The following is a 21,360-nucleotide window of genomic DNA, read 5'->3' on the forward strand; positions in this document are numbered from 1 at the left end:
CAAAAAGACCGCATCTCGTTGATTTCAGGCAGAGCGGTTGCCGGGGTCACTTCCACGCGCAGCGAGCCAGTCATTGACCGTGCCGGTAATGCGTTCGGCACAGGTTCCGGTCGAAAAAGCTTGGATGATCGGATGACGACCCGCACTCATACCCTTGTCCAGCAACAGAACCGGACGATGACGGCTTGCGAACAACCATGCGGGCTTGTTCAGTATGGTTTCTACTTCTGCATGGGACAGGTCGGACAGAGCGTGCTCTATGGCTTCATATCCGAAAATGGATTTCTGACGGATCACCAACGTGCCCTTGGTCCGGTCAAATATTACCTGAACGCGTCTCACCAGCAGGTGAAAGCTCCATAAACCCATAGCGCCACCAAAGATGATCATGCTCAACCCGTACCAGAAAGCCGACCCGCCAGCCCATGTCAGCAACAGGCCAAGCGCTGCGAAAATCAGGGTGTTCAAAGCAAACAGAATTCCGAAGAACCAAGGGGTATCGCTGAGGATCAGCTGTTGGGGTGTGTTGCGCGCGACTTTCATTCGGGCAGGATATCACCCGGGCGATTGTATGTCCCGCGCTTGAATTCCAAGCCTTGGTGCGCGATGAGCAGTCCAAACAGGAGGGTTTCATGGACGCTTCATCCGCCTATCAGGACACACTACCGCTGAGCTCCGACGCATTGTTGACGCAGATGGAAGATTGGGGGCTGGCCTATCGCCTGCATACCCATGTGCCTTTGCGTACGGTTGAGGATGCCAAGGCCGTCGAAGACCAGTTCAAGGTGCCGGGAGAGAACGCGCTGCGGGTCAAGAACCTGTATCTGCGCGACAAGAAAAAGCGCAACTATCTGGTGACCTTGGAACAAAGCCGCGAGATTGATCTCAAAGCTTTGGGGGCCGAGTTGGGCCTAGGCAACCTGTCCTTCGGCTCGGCGGACCGGCTGTTGCAGAACCTCGGCATACGCCCCGGCGCGGTCAGTCCGCTGGCGATGATCAACGGAGTTCAGAATGGTGTACGGTTCTTCATGGATGCGGCGGCACAGCAGGCCGAGGTGATTTACATGCACCCCCTTGTCAATGACCGCACCGTGGCCCTGACGCGGACCGATATGATGGCCTTCTTCGATCGCATCGGGTGCGAGATCACCTGGTTGCCCTGATTACGTCAGTGCCTCTTTCAATGCGGCGGCGACATGCGCGGCTGACGGGTTGACGAACAGGTGTCCGTCAGCCTCGAACACCGGATCGTCCAGGTGGTTCGGAAAAGCCAGCGGAAGCTCGGTACAGGCCAGCAGGATCGCGGTTCCGGGGCTGGCATGCTTGTCGCAAAACGCCAGAAGTCGGGCGCGGGCCATGTCAGACGCACCACCATAGAAATCACTGTCGATCATGGTCTGCATCTGGGAAATCTCGGGTTCGGGCAGCTGTTCATTCGCGGCAATGCCTTCGGCGGCCAGACGATCGGCATAGTTGGTGGCCTGCATCGTCACGGCTGTTCCCAAGACCAGAGCCTTGGACGCGCCGGTTCTTGCAGTGGCTTCGGCGGTCGCGTCAAAGATGCTGAGGATCGGCATCGAGACACCCTGCCGTATCGCGTGAAGCCGCGCATGGGGGGTGTTGGACGCGATGATGCCGAAATCGCACCCGGCGCGTTCGAGAGTCAGCAGGGCGTCGCGGAACACCGCGTCAAAATCCGCCCAGCTTGCCTCATCCCCGGCGACACCGCGCAGGGCGCGCGTTCTGGCCTGCGTAACGGATTCGATGGTCATCGGTGGGATTGGCAAAGGCGAGCCGTGACCACGTTCAGCGAAACAACGCCCAGCCCCTTCGGCAATCGCCCGGTAGTAATCGACGGTCGAGGCCCAGCCCACACCGCCCAGAATGCCGATTTTCTTCATGCGGCCCATCCAGTCTGCCTGTTTGCTCGCTGGCAGACTGGACGTTTCAGCGCCTGTTGGCCAGAGGCGATCAGGCAGCAAGCTCGGCTACGGCCTTGTGGGCATGTTCCAGCGCCGCATCCGGGTTCACGGCCATCTGATCCGCGGCGATGACGTCGACGTCATGAATGCCGATGAAACCCAGAACGTGGCGTGCGTAATTGGTGGCGAAATCTGCTTCGGATCCGACGGGAACACCGCCCGATGCGATGGCCAGAATGGCACGTTTTCCTTCCAGCAGGCCTTTGGGGCCGTTTTCCGTGTAGGAAAAGGTCAGACCCGCGCGGGCAACCAGGTCGATCCACGCCTTGAACGCCGCAGGGACCGAGAAGTTGTAGATCGGCAGGCCGATGACGATGGTGTCGGCGTCTTGCAATTCGGAAACCAGTTCATCCGACAGGGCCAGCCGGTCGCGTTGAAGATCGTCGCGCTGGTCGGCGGGGGTGAAATTGGCGGCGATCCAGTCTTCCGTCAGCAGGGGTAGGGGGGTAGCCAGATCACGACGGATGATGCGATATGCGCCCAGTTGCTTGACCACACGGTCAGACAGATCGCGCGTGGTCGAGTTCACGCGGCGGGCGGAAGAGTCGATATGAAGGATAGTTTTAGCCATTGTTCTGGTCCTTTGGGTCACGGGAATCTTGTCCTGCGCCCAATATGATTATTGCGCTGGTGAACAAAACTCGGATATATCAACAGTTATTGTTGGAAATTGCACAGTGACGACATTGCCATGGACAATTGGGATGAAGTGAGAACCGCCTATCAGGTGGCGCGCATGGGGACGGTCAGCGGCGCGGCAGAGGTTCTGGGTGTTCACCATGCCACCGTGATCCGTCACATCGATGCGATCGAGTCGCGGTTGGGTGTCAAATTATTCCAGCGCCACGCGCGTGGGTATACGCCGACCGAAGCAGGCGACGATCTGCTGCGTGTGGCGCAGGCGACCGAAGATCAGTTCAATCAGCTTGTCGGCCGGATGAAGGGTCGCGGAGACGACGTCTCGGGTGAATTGGTCGTGACTTCTCTGGGGTCTCTTGCGCCGTTGGTCGTGCCGACGCTCACCACGTTTCAAATGATGCATCCGGACCTGATCGTGCGATACCTGACGGGCGACCGGCTGTTCCGGCTGGAGTATGGCGAGGCGCATGTGGCGATCCGCGCCGGATCGGCCCCCGACCAACCTGACAACGTTGTCCAGCCTTTCCGGCAGCAGGAGGTTGGTCTTTATGCCAGCACCTCGTACATCGAACGGTTCGGCAAACCATCCGGAATCGAGGATTTCACACGCCATCACTTCGTCAGTTCCGATGATGAGACCAGCCGCGCGCCGTTCACACGCTGGCTGCACGCGACGGTACCCGCCGAACGCATCACTTTCCGCTGCACCAACAACTTCTGCATGCGCGAGGCCGTTCTGGCTGGTGCCGGCATCGGCTTCATGGCCCGTTGGGAGGCCGCCCGCCACGACAATCTGGTCGAGGTGATTGATCCGCTGCCGGAATGGTTCGGCAATCTGTGGCTGGTGACCCACGTGGATTTGCACCGCACCACAAAGGTACAGGCGTTCCTGAGCTTTCTGAAGAAAGAAGCCAAAGGCTGGCAGCCATGAGCCCGCAGATGCGTGGCCATCTGGCCATGCTCGCTTTTTCAGCCCTTGTGGCAGGCAGCTTTTCGCTGGGGTCCATGATCGCCAACGAAATCGCCCCGGCTGCTCTGAACGCGGTGCGCTTTGCCATTGCCGCTGCCGTGATTGGTTTGGCCGCACTGGCGACAACCGGCCTGCCGCGCAGTGCCGCGCAGGCCCCTTGGCGCTATCTGGTGCTCGGGGCTTTGTTCGCCACCTATTTCGTCCTGATGTTTTATGGGTTGCAAACCGCCCCGCCTGTCAGTGCGGCGGCGGTGTTCACCCTGACACCAGTTGTCTCTGCCATTGCGGGGTGGGTCCTGTTGCGTCAGATCACCACGCCGCGCATGGCGCTGGCCCTGAGCATTGGCGCTGTGGGCGCGCTATGGGTGATCTTTCGGGCCGACTGGCAGATGTTCCGCGCCTTTGAAATCGGTGGCGGAGAAATCATCTATTTCTGGGGCTGCGTCGCCCATGCGATCTACACGCCCATGATCCGCAAACTGAACCGAGGAGAGCCCGCCGTGGTGTTCACCTTCGGAACGCTGGTCGCCGGGTGCCTGTTGTTGGTCGTGTTCGGCTGGTCCGACCTGATGGCCACCGATTGGGCTGCGCTTCCGGCTATTGTCTGGATCGGCCTGTTCTATATTTCGTTCTTTGCAACGGCAGCCAGTTTTGTGCTGGTGCAGTTTTCCTCACTCCGGCTGCCGTCGGCCAAGGTCATGGCCTATACCTATCTGGTACCCAGCTGGGTCATTCTGTGGGAGATTGCGCTGGGCAAAGGCGTGCCAACCGGTTTGATCCTGGGTGGTGTGGCGCTGACAATCATCGCCCTGCTGATGTTGTTGAAAGAGGAAGTCCCGCCCTCGGTTCCAGTTCGTCGCGCCAGGGAATAAGCCACATCTGCGCTGGAAATACACGGCAGGTCCAAGATGTATTCCAGAGGTGGAATTTGTTGAGCCAGATCAAGGCGCCCCTGCGGCACCTCCATTAGCTTCGTCAGCAGGCTAAAGGAGGAGATCATGTTCAAACACATCATGTTGCCGGTTGACCGGCATCTACCGCCCGAGGTTCGCAAAGCGGCCGATGTCGCTGCACAAGTTGCGAAATGGCAGGGGGCCAAAATCACTCTGGTCAGCGTCACCGGGGCCCATATGGGCGAATCCTCGGAAACCGAAGCCGAGATTGACAAGGAACTGGCAGAGTTCACCGAACAGTTGGCCGCAGAAAGTGGATCAGACGTTTCCATGCGCAAAATCCACTCGGTCGACGTTGCCGCAGAGGTGGACAGCGATCTGACCCGCGCGGCCGAGGAGATCGGCGCAGATCTGGTCATTGTCGGCACCCACGCGCCCCGGATCACCGACTATATTTTTTCCAGCCACGCCGGGTATCTGGCGAAACACGCCAGCATGTCGGTTTTTGTGGTGCGCTAGGCCTCGCCCGACTTTGGCAGTTCAGCTTCCAGAAACCGCTCGAACGCGTCCAGATTGACGGGCTCGAATTGTCCGAACCCCTGCATCCAGACCGAGGCGGCGCGCAAGGCGTCAGGTTCCAGCTTGCACCATTTTACCCGCCCGCGTTTTTCCTGACTGATCAGACCGGCCTTGGTCAGGATGACCAGGTGTTTGGAGATCGCGGCCAGCGACATCTCGAACGGTTCGGCCACATCCGTCACCGCCATGTCATCCTCCAGCAGCATCGCCAGAATGGCGCGGCGGGTGGGGTCGGCGAGGGCTGCAAAGACTGTGTCGAGATCGTTGGACATGTGTCCGCTCAACCATAGCCGTCGGGATTGGTCAACCATTTGGTTGAATATGCGGATTCAGGGCTTTGGCGGTGCAACGGCGGTCATCGAAACGAATGGCGCGTCTTGGGTCTTATGAAAATCATAACAAATTCAATATTTTAGGCTGCGTCAACGAGGGCATTCAAGGTCGTTGACTCTGCGCGCGCCGCGCCTTAGCACCATGCCCAAGACTGTACGAGGGAAACGCCCGTGACCGATGATGACCAAAAGCAGCGTATGGCGCAGCTGGAGGCCAAGATCGAGGCGGCGAAAAAGGCCAAGGCGCCAAAACCTCGTGCGGACGCTGACGTGTCCGGGGGCGAGCTTGCCTGGCGGATGGTCATCGAAATGGTTTCCGGTCTTGGGATCGGATTTGGCATCGGATACGGGCTGGACAGCCTGCTCGGGACGATCCCGATCTTTCTGGTGCTGTTCACACTGCTGGGCCTTGTCGCGGGCGTGAAGGTTATGCTCCGCAGCGCGAAAGAGGCTCAAGATAAACAAACGGCGGCATCGGCTGCCGAGAAGGACGAGAGGGACTGAACGTGGCAACTGAGACCACCGCAGCAGAAGGCAGCAGCCTGGTATTCCACCCGATGGATCAGTTCATCGTCAAGCCGCTGTTCGGCGACGGTGCGGTAGGCATGTTCACGGTCACCAACGTGACTCTGTGGTTGTTCTTTGCGGTGCTGGCCGTAACAGCTCTGCTGGTTCTGCCCACATCCAAACGTGCCATTGTGCCGACGCGTATGCAGTCGGTGGCCGAGCTGGCCTATGGCTTCATCTACAAGATGCTGGAAGACATCTGCGGCAAGGAAGGCGTCAAGTACTTCCCTTATGTCATGACCCTGTTCATGTTCATTGTCGTGGCGAACTTCCTGGGTCTGATCCCGACCTCGTTCACCACCACATCGCATTTCGCCGTGACCATCCCGCTGGCACTGGCCGTGTTCCTGACTGTGACCATTCTGGGTTTCGTCAAGAACGGCGCCGCGTTCCTGGGTCTGTTCTGGGTGTCCAGCGCGCCGCTGGCGCTGCGTCCGATTCTGGCGATCATCGAGCTGATCTCGTACTTCGTGCGGCCGGTCAGCCACTCCATTCGTCTTGCCGGCAACGTCATGGCAGGCCACGCGGTTATCAAGGTTTTCGCAGGCTTCGCCGCGATTGCCGTGATCTCGCCCGTGTCGGTTCTGGCGATCACCGCTATGTATGGTCTTGAGGTCCTGGTGGCCTTCATTCAGGCCTACGTATTCACCATTCTGACCTGTGTTTATCTGAAAGATGCGCTGCATCCTTCGCACTAAGGTCCGATACCCCAACATCGAAACTTCCAATTCGTAAGGAGATACATCATGGAAGGCGATCTCGCACACATCGGCGCAGGCCTGGCAGCAATCGGTTCCGGCGCAGCCGCAATCGGGGTGGGCAACGTAGCAGGCAACTTCCTGGCCGGCGCCCTGCGCAACCCTTCGGCGGCTGCTTCGCAGACCGCGACCCTGTTCATCGGTATCGCATTCGCAGAAGCGCTGGGCATCTTCGCATTCCTGGTCTCGCTGCTGCTGATGTTCGCCGTCTGATCTGCGGAACCTGATCCTTACGCGCAGGTGGGCCCAAGCCATAGCGGCCCACCTGTTGTAAAGACAACGTTCCGACGGAGGACATCATGGCGACTGAACCCATTAGCGAAGAAGTGGTTGGCTCGTGCGTCGACTCGCATGGCTCTGCCATCGGGATGCCGCAGCTCTGCTTCGATTGGTTCCCCAACCAGATTTTCTGGCTGGTCATTACGCTGGTCGTCATCTTTCTGGTCCTGTCCCGCGTGGCCCTGCCGCGCATCGCGGCAATCCTGGCTGAACGTCAGGGGACCATTACAAATGACCTGGCTGCGGCCGAAGATCTGAAGGCCAAGGCGGTCGAGGCCGAAGAGGCCTATAACAAGGCGCTGGCCGATGCCCGTGCCGAAGCGCAGCGGATCGCTGCCGAAGCACGCGCTGAAATTCAGGCTGGACTGGATGACGCGATTGCCAAGGCGGATGCGGAAATCGCTGCCAAGGCGGCTGAATCGGAAAAGGCAATCGCCGAAATCCGTGCCGGTGCGCTGGAAAGCATTCAAGTGGTTGCCAAGGATACGGCGGCTGAACTGGTCACCGCACTGGGCGGCGAGGCAGATGCCAAAGCCATCAACAGTGCAGTAGACGCACAGACGAAAGGATAAGTGACATGCGGAACACTCTTGCCCTTATCCTGACCGTTGGTGCAGCCAGCCCCGCGCTGGCGGCAAGCGGCCCGTTCTTTTCGCTTGGCAATACCGACTTTGTCGTCCTGCTGGGCTTCATCGTCTTCATCGCGGTCCTGTTCTACTTCAAGGTCCCCGGTATGATCGGCGGTGCGCTGGACAACCGTGCCGAAGGCATCAAATCCGAACTGGACGAAGCCCGTGCTCTGCATGAAGAAGCACGCAGTTTGCTGGCCTCGTACGAGCGCAAGCAGCGTGAAGTTCAGGGGCAGGCCGATGCGATTGTCGCGGCAGCGAAGGAAGACGCAGCCTTGGCGGCAGAACAGGCGAAAGCTGACTTGGAAAAGTCGATCGAGCGTCGTCTTGCCGCAGCTCAGGACCAGATCGCTTCGGCCGAAGCGTCTGCACTGAAGGAAGTGCGTGATCAGGCCGTTTCGGTTGCGGTTTCGGCGGCCAGCTCGGTTCTGGCAAAGCAAATGACCGCAGCGCAGGCCAACAAGCTGATCGATGCATCGATTGCAGACGTGGATGCCAAGCTGCACTGACGGGTGACCCCGACAGACAAGTGATACAGACGACCCGAGAGCTTTTGGCTGTCGGGTCTTTTGTTTTTGTCGTGCTTCTGTTTCTGTTGTTTCAAACACTCCGAATCCTACGACCTGCCGGGGATCAGGTTGATAGGAGCGCCCTGATGGGGGCGTGACATTTACAGGGAAAGACAGGCGGTGTCAGGCAACGCAGTTTCGATGAATATTGTCGGTGTCGTCCGAAATGGCGGGTCGGCGCTGATCGACACGATCAACAGGATCGAAAACCTGTCTGCGCAGTTGCATCGGTTCACCGTCACCATTGCAACGAACGACAACACGGATGGCACGGATCAAGTGTTGTCCGACTATGCGGGCCAAAGCAGGCATGTCGATATCATGCGACTGGATGGTCTGGCGTCAGAATTGCCAAACCGGGTCGAGCGTATCACGGCGGCCAGAAACGCGGTTCTCAAAAAACTCGAGGATCAGGACAGGGACCTGGAGTTGACGCTGGTGTTGGATCTGGATGGGCCGAATACCTGTCTGGATGCTCAGGCGGTTCTGACAGCAGCGCAGCGGGTCGCCCCTTTGTGGGAGGGCGTTTTCGCCAACCCCAAACCAGCGTATGACGATATCTACACTCTGCGGTGTTCGGGTTGGTGTGATGAAGACGTGTGGCAACGCATTCAAAGCACACGCAGGCCGCTGTTCGGGCGTCGCAAGTGGCGCCGGTCTGTCATGAAGTCCGCAGTTTTCGACCGCCAGTTTCACATTCCTGCCGACACGCCCCTGATCCCTGTCGACAGCGCATTCGGCGGCGCCGGGTTGTATAAATCCCGCGCGCTGCGGGGGTTGCGCTATTCTTGCCGGGACGAAAAAGGCCAACAGGTGTGCGAACATGTTATGCTGCACAAACGTCTGAGGGATCGCGGCGCAAGGCTGTTCATCGACCCGTCGCTGACAACTCTGGCCACTGAGGACCGTCTGGGAGAAGGCAGCGGCGCGCCGTTCCCCCGACATCTGCTGCCAGCCGCGTCAGGGGCTGCCTAGTCCCGGCCTTGCGCTGCACTGTCTGAAAAATCGGGATGGCCCTTAGGTCCGCCCGGTTTCGTGTTGCAGCCTTTGTTGCGCAATAGCTTCGTTTCGGTCGGCCTTTTGCTGGTCAGCCATGCAGCGTTCCACAAAGTCCAAATGGCGTTCAATTGCATTTCGTGCAGCCAAAGGATCACGCTCTTGCAGCGCCACATTGATGGCGCGGTGCTGATCCAGGATGGCCTCGCGGGTGGCGCGCTGACGGAACATGGTCTGACGGTTGTAGAACACCCCCTGCACCAGAAGGTCATACATCGACCGCATCATGTGCAGCATCACCACATTGTGGCTGGCTTCGATGATGGCCATGTGGAACTCGGCGTCCAGCTGCGCCTCGTCATTCGCGGCGTTTCGGTTGTGGGCCGCCTGCATCTTGTCAAAGATCGCCTGAACGACTTTCAGGTCGCTGTCTGATCCCAACCGCGCGGCCCGTTCTGCCGCCAGCCCTTCCATGTCACGGCGAAAGGACAGGTAATCGAATACGGCTTCCTCGTGGCTGCCGAACAAACGGATCAGCGCCGGGGAAAAGGCAGAGCCCAGAACCTCGGCCACATAGATCCCGGATCCGGCTTTTGCAGTCAAAAGCCCCTGTTCCTGAAGTTCGGAAATTGCATCACGCAAGGACGGGCGCGAAACGCCCATGCGCTCTGCCAACTCCCTCTCTGATGGCAGGCGCTCGCCGGGGCGCAGGATGCCACGCAGGATCAGAAGCTCGATCTGGCGAACGACCGCAAGCGACAGCTTTTCCGTCTGAACTTTGTGAAAGGGCATCTCATCTTCCGAAATTGGTCAATTCATTTGACCATGGACGCCGGTGCTGTTCAAGAAACCCCGTTCATATCCGCTGAAAAATAAGGTCAGCAATGTTGACTTTAATACAAGAGGGCATAAGCTGCGTCGAATTGAGATCGGAGGAGCCTCATGTCCCAACACCCTTTGTTTGCCACCCGGACTTCGCGGATGAAAGCGTCAGAGATTCGCGAATTGCTGAAGCTGCTCGACCAACCCGGCATCATTTCCTTTGCCGGTGGGATTCCTGATCCCGCCCTGTTTCCCGCCGATGCATTTGCACAGGCGTTTCAGCAGGCCCTGGGGCCGGATATGCAAGCGCAGGCGCTGCAATACTCGGTCAGCGAAGGCTATGTCCCCTTGCGGCAATGGCTGGTGCAGCACATGCACGAAATCGGGGTGGAGTGTGACATCGACAACATCCTGATCACCTCGGGCTCGCAGCAGGCGCTGGACTATCTGGGAAAGCTGTTCCTGTCCCCCGGCGATACGGCCCTGGTTGGGTGGCCCACTTACCTGGGTGCGCTGGCGGCATTCAACGCTTATGAGCCGCGCTTTGACCGGCTCAATGGCAATCAGGGGGCCAAGGAATACAAGGCCGCAGCAGGCGAAGGCGCAGTTAAATTTGCCTATCTGTCGGCGGATTTTGCAAACCCGACAGGAGAAACCGTGGATTTGCAGGGCAGGGAGGCTCTGCTGGATCTGGCCGAGGAACTGGATTGCGCGTTGATCGAGGACGGAGCCTATCAGGCGCTGCGCTACGACGGGGACCCGATCCCCCCAATACTGTCATTGGAGCAGGCCCGCAAAGGGTCAATCGAGGACTGCCGGACGATCTATTGCGGCAGTTTCTCGAAAACGCTGTCGCCGGGTTTGCGCATGGGATGGGTCGTTGCATCCAAGCCAGTCATTTCTCAGATGGTACTGCTGAAACAGGCAGCCGACCTTCATTCCGCGACCATCAACCAGATGGCCGTGCATCAGGTGGCGCAGGCCTGTTTTGACACCCATATTCCGAAAGTACGAAACGTCTATCGCGCCCGTCGTGATGTGATGCTGAACGCGTTGGAACAGCATATGCCGGAGAGGGTGGATTGGACACGTCCCGAGGGTGGAATGTTCATCTGGGTCACGTTGCCCGAGGGGATGATTGGCTCTGACCTGCTGGCGCGTGCGCTGGACACCGTCAAAGTGGCATTTGTTCCGGGCCAGGCGTTTTTCCCGGATGGCAGCGGTGCAAACACGATCCGTCTCAGTTTTTCAAATTCCGACGAGGCGACGATCCGCGAAGGCATTCGCCGACTGGGAGAGGTGCTGCGGGCCTGACGCCCGGAAAGGTTCTGTTAACCAAAATGCTGCAATTCTGCGGCATGATCCGGTTTCTCGCACCTCTCTTTCTGGCCGCCTGTGCCGCCGGCACTCCGCATTTTCGCGATGTTCCTGCCACACGCGTGGCCGTAAACGGCAGCGTGTTCGACGTGCGCGTGCGCGGCGATCTGGCCGAGGCTGTGCGGATCAATGCACAATACGCCCCTCGGCTGGGACCGGTCCGGGATCGGGCCGGGTTGGCGATGGCGCAGGTTTCAGGCTGTCCGATCCTGGATGTTCTGGGTGATGCGGCGGTCACGGTTGGTGTTCTGGGGTGTGACCGGGAAGCGGGTGAACGGCTGTTGCTGACGGCCGTCTCGACCCCGAACTACGAGTGCATCGACTATGGTACCTATGAAAATGTCGGTGACGACTTCGGTTACCAGGTCTTTGAATGCACCCCTTATTAAAACACGCGCATTCTTGCGCATTTCGGCAAGATGTTGTGGATAACTCGGGGTGATATCCCATATCCTGCGCAACTCCGTTGACTCAGACCCCATCCCTTGCGCAGACTTCCAATGCACAGGAATCATGGGACACGCAGCCATTGCGTTTCAGCAAGCTCAAACTGACCGGCTTCAAAAGCTTTGTTGATCCGACCGATCTGATCATCGCGGACGGGTTAACCGGTGTGGTGGGTCCGAATGGCTGCGGCAAATCCAACCTTCTGGAAGCGTTGCGCTGGGTGATGGGGGAAAACCGCCCCAAATCCATGCGCGGCGGCGCGATGGAAGACGTGATCTTTGCCGGTGCGGCGACACGCCCGGCGCGCAATTTTGCCGAAGTCGTTCTGACCTTGGACAACTCGGAAAGGCTGGCACCGTCGGGGTTCAACGACAGCGATCAACTGGAAATCGTACGCCGCATCACCCGCGATGTGGGCAGTGCCTACAAGACCAATGGTAAAGACGTTCGGGCGCGCGATGTGCAGATGCTGTTTGCCGATGCTTCGACCGGTGCGCATTCGCCCGCGTTGGTCGGACAGAACCGCATTGCCGAGTTGATCAACGCCAAGCCGCGCGCCCGTCGCCGCATTCTGGAAGAGGCCGCCGGGATCTCGGGCCTGTATCAGCGTCGCCATGAGGCCGAGCTCAAGCTGAAAGGCACCGAAGCCAACCTGACCCGCGTCGATGACGTGCTGGAGCAGTTGGGAGGACAACTGGCCCAGCTTGCGCGTCAGGCCCGTCAGGCGGCCCGCTATCGTGAAATTGGCGAACAGCTGCGTCAGGCCGAGGGGATGCTGCTTTATCGACGCTGGAAAGAGGCCGACATGGCCCGCCAGCAGGCCGAAGAAAAACTGCGTGAGCGGATCACCGAAGCGTCCCGTGCCGAGGCTGAAGCCCGCGCTGCTGCCGCGAAACGTGCCGAGATCGAGGAAACCCTTCCGCCGCTGCGCGAGGAAGAGGCCATTGCCGCCGCCGTGCTGCAACGCCAGCAGGTGCAGCGCGATCAATTGTCCGATCAGGAAACCCGCGCGTGTCAGACGATCGAAACACTGACCAACCGAATCCAGCAGCTGGGCAACGATATCGAACGCGAAGCCGGTCTGAACCGGGACGCGGGACAAATGATTGAACGGCTGGAATGGGAAGCGCGCGAGTTGGCCAAGGCAGCTGAAGGTCACGATGAAAAAGTGGCCGAGGCGGCGGAAATCGCCCGCGAGGCGGCCTCGATCCTACAGGAACGCGAAGACCACCTGTCGCAGCAAACCGAGGATATGGCCCGCCTGGTCGCCCGGCACCAGTCAGCCCAGCGTCTGGTCGAAGACAGTCGCAAGACGCTGGCCCGATCCGAGGGTGAAGAGGAAAAAGCCCGGCAGGCCGTGGACGAGGCGAAAACCGCCCTGATCCGCGCCAGCGAGGCGTTTGCAGAAGCCCAAATGGGCGAGGAAGAAGCCCGAGAAGCGGTCGAAGCCGCTGAAGAGGCACTTGCCGCGGCGGATGAACTGCGCAACGAAACGCAAGGGCGCGAAGCCGAGGCCCGGGCGCGACGTTCCGAAGCGGAAGGCGAGCTGGGGGCGATCCGGGCCGAAACCACGGCGCTGGCCAAGCTGGTGGAACGCGACACGGCGGAAGGTGGTCAGGTGCTGGATCTGCTGCGCGTCGAACCCGGCTATGAAAAGGCTCTGGGTGCTGCTCTGGCTGATGATCTGCGCGCACCGCTGGTCGAGGGCGACGGCCCGTCCGGCTGGGTGCAGGTGGCTGGATATGACAGCGACCAGCCATTGCCTGAAGGGGCTGAACCACTGGCGCTTCATGTGTCGGGGCCGGATCGTCTCAGCCGCCGAATTGCCCAGATCGGGTTGGTGGATGCGGATCAGGGCGCACGGTTGCAGGCGTCGTTGAAACCCGGCCAGCGTCTGGTGTCCCGCTCGGGCGACCTGTGGCGCTGGGATGGGTTCCGTGCCTGGGCAGAAGACGCGCCAAGTGCTGCTGCTCTGCGGTTGGAGCAGCTCAACAGGCTGGAAGCGCTGAAACAGGACCTTGCCCGTGCCGAAGCACAGGCTGACGGTGCCCGTGCCGCACATGAAGCACTGTCTCAGCAATTGGCGGATGTGACCAAGGCAGACCGCCGTGCGCGAGAAGCCCGCCGTGCTGCTGATCAGCGCATGGCCGAAACTGCGCGCGCACTGTCGCGGGCCGAGGCCGACCGCAATCTGGCGCAGGGCAAGCTGGAAACCCTGACCCTCGCCGTTGATCGCCACAAGGACGATGCCATGGCCGCCCGTGCGCAACTGCGCGAGGCCGAAGCGGCTTTGGCCGGTCTGGGCGATCTCGACAGCGCCCGCGCAGAAGTGGAAGACATCAAGCAGACCGTCGAGGCGGCGCGGATCACCATGCTGACCCACCGCTCGACCCATGACGAATTGCGCCGCGAAGGGGACGCCCGCACGCGTCGTACCCAGGAGGTTGCGAAAGATCTCAGCGGATGGCGCCACCGCTTGGAAACGGCTGAAAAGCGGATTTCCGAACTTGCCGAGCGCAAGGAAAGCTCGGAAGAAGAACTGACCGAGGCCATGGCCGTACCCGGCGAAATCGCCGAGGCGCGTGAGGAACTGAACGAACTGATCGAAGCCGCCGAAGCACGGCGCGCCGAAGCCGCCGACAAATTGGCCGAGGCCGAGGCCATGCACCGTGAAATCGTTCTGGCCGAACGGGAAGCCGAGCGTCTGGCATCAGAAGCGCGCGAAAGCCGTGCCGCGGCCGAGGCGCGCTGTGACGCGGCCAAGGAAAGTGTTGTCGCGGCGGCCGAACGGATTGCCGAAGATCAGCAACTGACCCCGAACCAATTGCTGAACCAGCTGGACGTGAGCCCCGACCAGATGCCAGCTGCGGACGTTCTGGAATCCGAAGTGAACCGTCACAAACGTCAGCGCGATGCGATGGGGGCCGTGAACCTGAGGGCCGAAGAAGACAGCAAGGAAGTTCAGGAAGAATTCGATACGCTCAGCAGCGAAAAAGCCGATCTGGAAGAGGCGATCAAGGCGCTGCGCAGCGGGATCGCCAGCCTCAACCGCGAAGGGCGCGAGCGTTTGCTGACCGCGTTTGAACAGGTGAATTCCAACTTCGCCATGTTGTTCAAGCATCTCTTTGGTGGCGGCGAGGCCAATCTTGTGATGGTCGAAAGTGACGACCCTCTGGACGCGGGGCTCGAGATCATGTGCCAGCCGCCGGGCAAGAAGCTCTCGACTCTCAGCCTGTTGTCGGGCGGTGAGCAGACCCTGACGGCGACCGCGCTGATCTTCGGCGTCTTCCTCGCCAATCCCGCCCCGATCTGTGTGCTGGACGAGGTTGATGCGCCACTGGACGACGCAAACGTAACGCGCTTCTGTGATCTGCTGGACGAAATGTGCCGCCAGACCGACACGCGTTTCCTGATCATCACCCACCACGCGGTGACCATGGCGCGCATGGATCGCCTGTTCGGTGTCACCATGCAGGAACAGGGCGTCAGCCAGCTGGTTTCGGTCGATCTGAAGAAGGCCGAACAGATGGTCGCGTGACCCCGCTCACTGCAAGTTTATGACGGGTGGGACTCTTTCGCGCTAGTCTGGGTGCATGACGCGCTTTCTGATCCCCGCCCTCATCGCCGCCAGCCCTGTCTTCGCAGCCGACTGGCCCGTCAAGACCGGGGACACGCCCCTTACGGCCGCAGAGCTTGGTGCTTTGGCGGGGCAGACGCTGACCTTTTACGACGATGGGCAAGCGAAATTCTCAGCGGGCGGGGCCTATTCCTACACATACGCGAGCGGAGATTCTGCTTTTGGCACCTATTCCATTGCCGAGGATGGCAGTGTCTGCATCGCCTACCGCAACGGGTTCAGCCGGTGCGATTTGTACGTGCGCAGGGGGGAAAGGTTGATCCTGATTGACGAAAAAGGCGACCGGTATCCGGTGCGCAGTGAATAAAATGATCTGAAATTTTCGTGATTCCAGCTCATTTGATAGACAAAAATCGACAATCAAGATGATGTAAGGGAGGAAACCTGACAACCAAGGCGGTATCGTCCCGGAGAATCTTATTTGATGTACGGGAAAAAAAATGTGCCGATTTTTGGCTTGGGTTGGTCAGCAGCGATACCTGGACGAACTGGTCCTTGAGCAAGAACAATCGCTTGTTATTCAAAGCCGAAACGCATTGATTGGGAAAACACCGGTAAATGCCGATGGGTTCGGTCTGGCATGGTATTCTGATCGTGACATGCCGTGCTTTTACAAGGACACCCATCCAGCGTGGTCTGATGCCAATCTGAAGCAATTGGCGCATCACACGAAATCCCGGCTGTTTCTGGCCCATGTACGGGCCTCGACGGGTACGGCGACCTCACGCAACAACTGTCACCCTTTCGGCGTCGGCAGGTGGAGTTTCATGCATAACGGTCAGGCCGGGGGTCATGAACGAATCCGGCAAGAGCTTGATGCCATGATCCCGGCGCACCTGTACCAACATCGTATGGGCGCAACCGAGAGCGAGGCGATCTTTCTCATCGCTCATGGCGAAGGGCTGGACGCCGATCCTGTTGGTGCAATGGCCCGTGCGGTCGGTCGGGTCGAAGCCCTTTCCAGGCACCGCGGAGCATCACCCTATCTTCGGTTTGCCGCCTGCTGGTCGGACGGCAAACGGGTTTTTGCGGCCCGATATGCCTCGGATCGGTTTGCGCCCAGTTTGCATTACAAGGTCTGCAAAGACGGTATCATCATTTCGTCCGAGCCACTGGATGCCAATAACGAGGGATGGCTCGAGATACAGCCCAACACGGCAATCGAAACCGAGGGTGCCGCGGTGGTGACGCACGCCTTTGTACCCCATGTTCCGCTGGAACGGGAATGGGTCGCGTGAGCGTGGTTGCTGCCTAAAGCCGGTTTAGCAAATCCACTGTCGGCCACGCGTCGGCCGGCAGGCCAAGCCGCTTCTGTTCTGCCTGCACGGCCGCTCTGGTACCAGCCCCCAGGATCCCGTCGATCTTGCCAACGTCATATCCTTTGGCCTGAAGCTTGCTTTGCAACTGCTTCATCTGCGCCCCGTTCAGACCCTGTGCGGGATTGCCGGCATCGTAGATTTGTGCCCCTTCCAGACGTGTCCCGAAATAGGCGGCGGTCAATACATAGACAAAGCTTTGGTTCCATTCGAAATAGACGTCGAAGTTTGGATAGGCCAGAAAGGCCGGGCCGTTGCGCCCCTGCGGCAGGATCAGCGAGGCCGGAAGGTTCGCCAGCGACCCGCTGCGCGCCTCAACGCCCATGGCCTGCCAGTCCGCTACCGACCGGGGCTTGCCGGGGCCGGACAGGGACCAATCCATCTGCGCGGGCACCGTGACCTCTTGCAGCCATGGTTCGCCTGCGCGCCAGCCCAGATGCGACAGCATCTTGGCGCCGGACATCAGCGCATCGGGGGCCGAGGTTTTCAGGCGGACATGCCCGTCGCCATCCCCATCGACACCGTTTTCCAGAATGTCCCGCGGCAACATCTGGACCATGCCGATTTCCCCGGCCCACGCGCCCGTTGTGCGGGCCGGGTCGAAGTCACCGTTTTGATAGAGTTCGATGGCCGCGAAGATTTGGGGGCGGAACAGGTCGGGTCGACGGCAGTCATGGGCCAAGGTCACCAGCGCGTTGCGGGTGTTGAAGTCGCCCTGGAATGATCCGTAATCGGTCTCGAACGCCCAGAAAGCCAGCAACACCCCGCGCGAGATGCCGTACTCCCTCTCGATCCGGTCAAATACCGCATCGTATTTGCGCGACATTGCCTGCCCGCGTTCGATCCGGTTGGCCGAGATCAGACGACGGGAAAACTCGATGAAGGGCTTCTGAAACACCCCCTGCGCCCGGTCGGCCTTGAGCACGGCGCCATCCTGCTGCACGCCTTTGAAAAACGCGTTCACGGTGGATTTGTCAAAGCCTTGCTGTACGGCCTCGGCCTTTAGCCCTTTGACAAAAGAATTGAAGCCACCGCCACATTGGGCAAGGGCAGGTTGGGCAAACAGGGCAGCGGCGATCAGGCCGGAAAGAAAACGCATGACAAGTGTCCGTCAGTAAATCAGGTCGATCCCAACCGACACCGACACGAGCCCAAGCGCAAGCCCCCAAACACGCCACAACATGCGACATGCGCGGAAAACGTCTGACGCCCCGATCTCGCGCGGGGCATCGCCATTGACCCATGCCAGATCCCGTACCTTACCGTCATAGCTGCGCGGTCCGGCCAGGGCGACGTTCAGCGCGCGGGCCATGGCGGCCTCGGGCCAGCCTGCATTGGGCGAGATATGACGGTGCGCGTCTGCCACGATTTCGCGCCAGCGCGACCACTGGCTCGACAGCGCCACGATCATCACGCAGGTCAGGCGGGCCGGGATCAGGTTCAGCAGGTCATCGAACCGGGCCGAGGCCCAGCCAAACGCGCGGTATTTTTCATTGCGATACCCGATCATGCTGTCGGCGGTATTTACCGCCTTGTAGACCAGCAGCCCCGGCAACCCCGCGACCAGAAACCAGAACGCAGGCGCGATGACACCGTCGCTGAGGTTCTCTGCGGCGCTTTCGACGGCCGAGCGTGCCACCTGCGCCTCGGTCATGTCCCGTGTATCGCGCGAGACGATCATGGCCACTTGCGCCCGTCCCTCTGCCAGCGAGGCCATCAGCCCTTTGCCCACGGCGCGAACATGGGCGACCAACGATTGTTGCGCCAGCAGGATCGCGCAGACCAGGATTTCGACAACTGGCCCCAGCAGGGACAAAGCCCACCCAAGCCCCCATGCGCCGCAAACCAGCAGGACAAGCACACCCACCCCTTTTGCCCGTCGTGCGGCCCCGTGATTCAGACGTTTATCCAGCCAGCCAATCAGGCTTCCGATCATTACCGCCGGATGCTTGATACGCGACCAGAGCCAGTCGGGCTCTCCCAGCGCTGCGTCCAGACACATGGCACAGACCAGTATCAGGCCAAGGCTCACTGCGCGGCCTCCAGCCGGTCCCACCCGTTCACAGGTGGCAAACCGAGGCGCAGATAGGTGTCGGAATAGGGGAAGATGCGGCTCCAGATATGGTTCTGTGCCAGCTGTTCCTGCCAGCGGGAGGCATCATCGACCTTGTACAATCGGAACAGGCTTGTGCCGCCAGCGACCTTGGCCCCCCTGGCCGTCAACAGAACATCCAGCCGAGCGGCCTCGTCCGCCAGTCGCTTACGCGTGGCGCTTGCCCAATCCGTATCTGCAAGGGCCCGTGTGCCGATCCGCAAGGCAGGGCCTGATACAGACCAAGGGCCAGTCAGATCGTTCAACCGGCTGATCATATCCGGTCGTCCGATGGCGAACCCCAGTCTTACCCCGGCCAGCCCCCAGAATTTGCCAAAACTCTTCAGCACGATCACGCCGGGGCGGTCTGCCAGGTGGATCAAGGACTTGTCCGGCATGACGTCGCAAAAGCTTTCGTCAATCACGGTAAGTGGTGCCGATACGTCGCCTTCCTGCCAGATACGCCCGTCCGGGTTGTTCGGATGGACGATCACGCGGGCGTCACACGGACCGTCTTGCCGTACCTTCCATCCCTGCGCCGAAAAGGCGGCGGCGTGTTCGTTATAGGTGGGCGGCGTGATCTGTACCGTACCCGCCGCAGTTAGCGCGGGAAGGCGCGCGATGATCGACGACGCTCCGGGCGCGGGCAGGATCGCTGCACGCTGCGGCACGTTCCAGAACCCGCGCGCGGCACCGCTGAGCCGTTCAAACGCCCCGTGATCCGGCAATTCAGCCCAATCCCCCGCAGTCAGCCCGGACACGGGGTAGGCATGAGGATTGATGCCGGTGGACAGATCGATCCAGTCGGTGCGTTGTCCACCATATTGTGCAATCGCCCTGTCCAGCCCACCGCCGTGGTCGCGAACCGTGCGTGGATCCAAGTCTTGATCCGGTGTGTTCATCTGCTCTCTCTGCGAGAAAATACCGCTTTTAGCCTGCTTCAAGCGGATTTTCGCCTCTAATACAAGCAAATCCGCCTGTTCACGGACCTGTAGGGCCGCTGTTAACACTTTGTTAAGGAAATAACGAGATCACGGACCACGGGGGTCGGCACCACTCACCATATCAAGTGCCGAGGTTGTTGCAAATGAAAGTTCTGATTGTTGAGAGTAATCCCGACCTTGGTCGGGTATGGAAAAGGCATCTGGAACGGCAGGGCGCTGACGTCACGCTGGTCGAGACGCAGGAAGCCGCCATTCTGGCGCTGTACGGCACGGATTTCGAAATCATCGTGCTGGATCTGGTTCTGGAAACCGGAAGTGCTCTGGCCGTGGCCGATTTTGCCAGCTATCGCCGCCCCCAGGCGCGGGTGATCTTTGTCACCAACACCACCTTCTTTTCGGATGGATCGATATTTGCCCACAGTCCGAATGCCTGTGCTTATGTGCAAAGCGAAACGCCGCCAGAGGATCTGGCGGCGATGGTCGAGCATTACGCAGCGGGGCGCTGATCGCGGCGGTGCGGTTCTGCATAATCCAGCACCGGGTTCACCGGAATGATCCGGTATGGATTGATGCTGTCATGGCTGTAGTGATAGTGGCGCACGATATGTGTCATGTTCACGGTGGGGGCCACGCCGGGCCACTGGTACAGTTCACGCGTATAGGACCATAGGTTCGGGTAATCGATCAGTCGCCGCTTGTTGCATTTGAAGTGCAGGTGATAGACCGGATCAAAGCGGATCAGCGTCGTAAACAGCCGCCAGTCAGCCTCGGTGATCCGACCCCCCATCAGGTAACGGTTCCGGTTCAGACCATCTTCCAGCCAGTCCAGCGTGTCGAACAACGGGCCCACGGCGGCGTCGTAGGCCGCTTGCGAGGTGGCAAAGCCGGACTTGTACACGCCGTTGTTGACATCTGAATAGATGCGCGCGTTGACCTCTTCGATTTCATCGCGCATCGTTTCGGGCCAGTAATCATCGGTATTGCCGGTGATCCCGTCGAAGGCCGAATTGAACATGCGGATGATTTCCGAGCTTTCGTTCGACACGATGGTTTCCTGCCGCTTGTCCCACAGGATCGGCACGGTCACGCGGCCTGAATAGGCTGGATCGGCTTTCGTATAGATCTGGTGCGCAAAGCTCAGCCCATAGAGATCGTCGCCCGTCGCGCCATGGCCGTCTGTCTCAAAGGTCCAACCCTGGTCCAGCATGTCCGGATGCACGACCGAGACTGAGATCAGATCGCTCAGCCCTTTCAACTCGCGAAAAATCAGCGTGCGATGCGCCCAGGGGCAGGCATAGCTGACATAAAGGTGATAGCGCCCGGGTTCCGCCTTGAACCCGCCTTTGCCTGATGGCCCCGCCTCGCCGTCAGCTGTCAACCAGTTGCGAAACTGCGCGGCGCTGCGCTTGAATGCACCGCCCGTGGATTTGGTGTCATACCAGGTGTCGTGCCATTTTCCTTCGACCAGCAGGCCCATATCTTTTCCTCCGCATGCGCGTTTCGTCAAAGATAGGCCCGGACCCGGCGTCTTC

At 59.9% G+C, this 21,360-nt stretch carries 25 protein-coding genes; 16 read left to right on the forward strand and 9 right to left on the reverse strand.

Going from position 1 to position 21,360, the window contains the following annotated elements; all coding sequences use genetic code 11:
• Positions 1-24: 24 nt before the first annotated feature.
• On the reverse strand, positions 25-543 hold the full coding sequence (locus NOR97_RS02385) for a hypothetical protein (RefSeq protein WP_257600098.1): 519 nt from the start codon (positions 541-543) through the stop codon (positions 25-27).
• Between the two features lie 89 nt (positions 544-632).
• Here NOR97_RS02385 and NOR97_RS02390 point away from each other — a divergent pair, with 89 nt between their 5' ends.
• A complete protein-coding gene (locus tag NOR97_RS02390; protein WP_257600099.1) occupies positions 633-1,163 on the forward strand; it encodes a prolyl-tRNA synthetase associated domain-containing protein in 531 nt (176 codons plus the stop codon).
• On the opposite strand, the gene NOR97_RS02395 is transcribed toward NOR97_RS02390, so the two are convergent.
• Together NOR97_RS02395 and NOR97_RS02400 are read right to left on the reverse strand one after the other, a co-directional pair.
• Positions 1,164-1,901 carry an aspartate/glutamate racemase family protein gene (locus NOR97_RS02395; RefSeq protein WP_257600100.1) on the reverse strand — a complete coding sequence of 246 codons (738 nt, stop codon included), beginning with the start codon at positions 1,899-1,901 and terminating at the stop codon, positions 1,164-1,166.
• Between the two features lie 70 nt (positions 1,902-1,971).
• Positions 1,972-2,553, reverse strand: coding sequence for an FMN-dependent NADH-azoreductase (locus NOR97_RS02400; RefSeq protein WP_257600101.1), 582 nt, complete (start codon positions 2,551-2,553; stop codon positions 1,972-1,974).
• A 120-nt stretch (positions 2,554-2,673) separates the two neighbouring features.
• Between NOR97_RS02400 and NOR97_RS02405 the strand changes: the two genes are divergently transcribed.
• The 3 genes from NOR97_RS02405 (at position 2,674) to NOR97_RS02415 (ending at position 5,003) form a co-directional block, all read left to right on the forward strand.
• Complete coding sequence (locus tag NOR97_RS02405; protein WP_257600102.1) at positions 2,674-3,552, forward strand: LysR family transcriptional regulator; 879 nt, start codon at positions 2,674-2,676, stop codon at positions 3,550-3,552.
• Positions 3,549-4,463 (forward strand): DMT family transporter, encoded by a 915-nt coding sequence (locus tag NOR97_RS02410; protein ID WP_257600103.1) that lies wholly within the window; start codon positions 3,549-3,551, stop codon positions 4,461-4,463. Before NOR97_RS02405 ends, NOR97_RS02410 begins: the two co-directional genes overlap by 4 nt.
• A gap of 126 nt (positions 4,464-4,589) precedes the next feature.
• The gene (locus tag NOR97_RS02415; protein WP_170344796.1) at positions 4,590-5,003 is read left to right on the forward strand and encodes a universal stress protein; all 414 of its coding nucleotides are present in this window, start codon (positions 4,590-4,592) and stop codon (positions 5,001-5,003) included.
• On the opposite strand, the gene NOR97_RS02420 is transcribed toward NOR97_RS02415, so the two are convergent.
• The gene (locus NOR97_RS02420; protein ID WP_170344797.1) at positions 5,000-5,335 is read right to left on the reverse strand and encodes a metalloregulator ArsR/SmtB family transcription factor; all 336 of its coding nucleotides are present in this window, start codon (positions 5,333-5,335) and stop codon (positions 5,000-5,002) included. The two genes, NOR97_RS02415 and NOR97_RS02420, sit on opposite strands and share 4 nt — an antisense overlap.
• Before the next feature lie 231 nt (positions 5,336-5,566).
• On the opposite strand from NOR97_RS02420, the gene NOR97_RS02425 reads away from it, so the two are divergent.
• The 6 genes from NOR97_RS02425 to NOR97_RS02450 all read left to right on the forward strand — a co-directional run bounded on the left by NOR97_RS02425 (position 5,567) and on the right by NOR97_RS02450 (position 9,172).
• Positions 5,567-5,899, forward strand: a complete 333-nt coding sequence (locus NOR97_RS02425; RefSeq protein WP_170344799.1) for an AtpZ/AtpI family protein — start codon at positions 5,567-5,569, stop codon at positions 5,897-5,899.
• Between the two features lie 2 nt (positions 5,900-5,901).
• Positions 5,902-6,660 carry a F0F1 ATP synthase subunit A gene (locus NOR97_RS02430; RefSeq protein WP_171205725.1) on the forward strand — a complete coding sequence of 253 codons (759 nt, stop codon included), beginning with the start codon at positions 5,902-5,904 and terminating at the stop codon, positions 6,658-6,660.
• A gap of 48 nt (positions 6,661-6,708) precedes the next feature.
• Positions 6,709-6,933: a F0F1 ATP synthase subunit C gene (locus NOR97_RS02435; protein WP_005981269.1), complete on the forward strand. Its 225-nt coding sequence runs from the start codon at positions 6,709-6,711 to the stop codon at positions 6,931-6,933.
• Between the two features lie 86 nt (positions 6,934-7,019).
• Entirely contained in the window at positions 7,020-7,571 is a 552-nt protein-coding gene (locus NOR97_RS02440; RefSeq protein WP_171205726.1) for a F0F1 ATP synthase subunit B', read from the forward strand.
• 5 nt (positions 7,572-7,576) lie between these two features.
• Positions 7,577-8,137, forward strand: a complete 561-nt coding sequence (locus tag NOR97_RS02445; protein WP_170344804.1) for a F0F1 ATP synthase subunit B — start codon at positions 7,577-7,579, stop codon at positions 8,135-8,137.
• Positions 8,138-8,317: 180 nt separating this feature from the next.
• The gene (locus NOR97_RS02450; RefSeq protein ID WP_257600104.1) at positions 8,318-9,172 is read left to right on the forward strand and encodes a hypothetical protein; all 855 of its coding nucleotides are present in this window, start codon (positions 8,318-8,320) and stop codon (positions 9,170-9,172) included.
• Between the two features lie 42 nt (positions 9,173-9,214).
• On the opposite strand, the gene NOR97_RS02455 is transcribed toward NOR97_RS02450, so the two are convergent.
• Positions 9,215-9,985: a FadR/GntR family transcriptional regulator gene (locus NOR97_RS02455; protein ID WP_257600105.1), complete on the reverse strand. Its 771-nt coding sequence runs from the start codon at positions 9,983-9,985 to the stop codon at positions 9,215-9,217.
• Between the two features lie 150 nt (positions 9,986-10,135).
• On the opposite strand from NOR97_RS02455, the gene NOR97_RS02460 reads away from it, so the two are divergent.
• From NOR97_RS02460 to NOR97_RS02480, 5 genes are all read left to right on the forward strand, one after another.
• On the forward strand, positions 10,136-11,329 hold the full coding sequence (locus NOR97_RS02460) for a PLP-dependent aminotransferase family protein (RefSeq protein WP_257600106.1): 1,194 nt from the start codon (positions 10,136-10,138) through the stop codon (positions 11,327-11,329).
• Between the two features lie 44 nt (positions 11,330-11,373).
• A complete protein-coding gene (locus tag NOR97_RS02465) occupies positions 11,374-11,781 on the forward strand; it encodes a hypothetical protein (protein ID WP_257600107.1) in 408 nt (135 codons plus the stop codon).
• 140 nt (positions 11,782-11,921) lie between these two features.
• Complete coding sequence (locus tag NOR97_RS02470; protein ID WP_257600108.1) at positions 11,922-15,377, forward strand: chromosome segregation SMC family protein; 3,456 nt, start codon at positions 11,922-11,924, stop codon at positions 15,375-15,377.
• A gap of 55 nt (positions 15,378-15,432) precedes the next feature.
• Entirely contained in the window at positions 15,433-15,783 is a 351-nt protein-coding gene (locus NOR97_RS02475) for a hypothetical protein (RefSeq protein ID WP_257600109.1), read from the forward strand.
• Positions 15,784-15,916: 133 nt separating this feature from the next.
• Positions 15,917-16,714, forward strand: coding sequence for a class II glutamine amidotransferase (locus NOR97_RS02480; RefSeq protein WP_257600110.1), 798 nt, complete (start codon positions 15,917-15,919; stop codon positions 16,712-16,714).
• A gap of 13 nt (positions 16,715-16,727) precedes the next feature.
• Here NOR97_RS02480 and NOR97_RS02485 read toward each other — a convergent pair whose 3' ends face one another.
• From NOR97_RS02485 to cobD, 3 genes are read right to left on the reverse strand one after another with little or no spacing between them, the layout of a single operon-like run.
• A complete protein-coding gene (locus NOR97_RS02485; RefSeq protein ID WP_257600111.1) occupies positions 16,728-17,891 on the reverse strand; it encodes a lytic murein transglycosylase in 1,164 nt (387 codons plus the stop codon).
• A 12-nt stretch (positions 17,892-17,903) separates the two neighbouring features.
• A complete protein-coding gene (gene cbiB, locus NOR97_RS02490; RefSeq protein ID WP_257600112.1) occupies positions 17,904-18,824 on the reverse strand; it encodes an adenosylcobinamide-phosphate synthase CbiB in 921 nt (306 codons plus the stop codon).
• Complete coding sequence (gene cobD / locus NOR97_RS02495) at positions 18,821-19,786, reverse strand: threonine-phosphate decarboxylase CobD (RefSeq protein WP_257600113.1); 966 nt, start codon at positions 19,784-19,786, stop codon at positions 18,821-18,823. The genes cbiB and cobD overlap by 4 nt, the downstream gene beginning before the upstream one ends.
• A gap of 185 nt (positions 19,787-19,971) precedes the next feature.
• Here cobD and NOR97_RS02500 point away from each other — a divergent pair, with 185 nt between their 5' ends.
• Complete coding sequence (locus tag NOR97_RS02500) at positions 19,972-20,334, forward strand: response regulator transcription factor (RefSeq protein ID WP_171205733.1); 363 nt, start codon at positions 19,972-19,974, stop codon at positions 20,332-20,334.
• Here NOR97_RS02500 and NOR97_RS02505 read toward each other — a convergent pair.
• Complete coding sequence (locus NOR97_RS02505; RefSeq protein WP_257600114.1) at positions 20,316-21,305, reverse strand: glutathione S-transferase family protein; 990 nt, start codon at positions 21,303-21,305, stop codon at positions 20,316-20,318. The two genes, NOR97_RS02500 and NOR97_RS02505, sit on opposite strands and share 19 nt — an antisense overlap.
• Between the last annotated feature and the right edge of the window lie 55 nt (positions 21,306-21,360).

This window comes from Ruegeria sp. YS9 (assembly GCF_024628725.1).
GTDB classification, from domain to species: Bacteria; Pseudomonadota; Alphaproteobacteria; order Rhodobacterales; family Rhodobacteraceae; genus Ruegeria; species Ruegeria atlantica_C.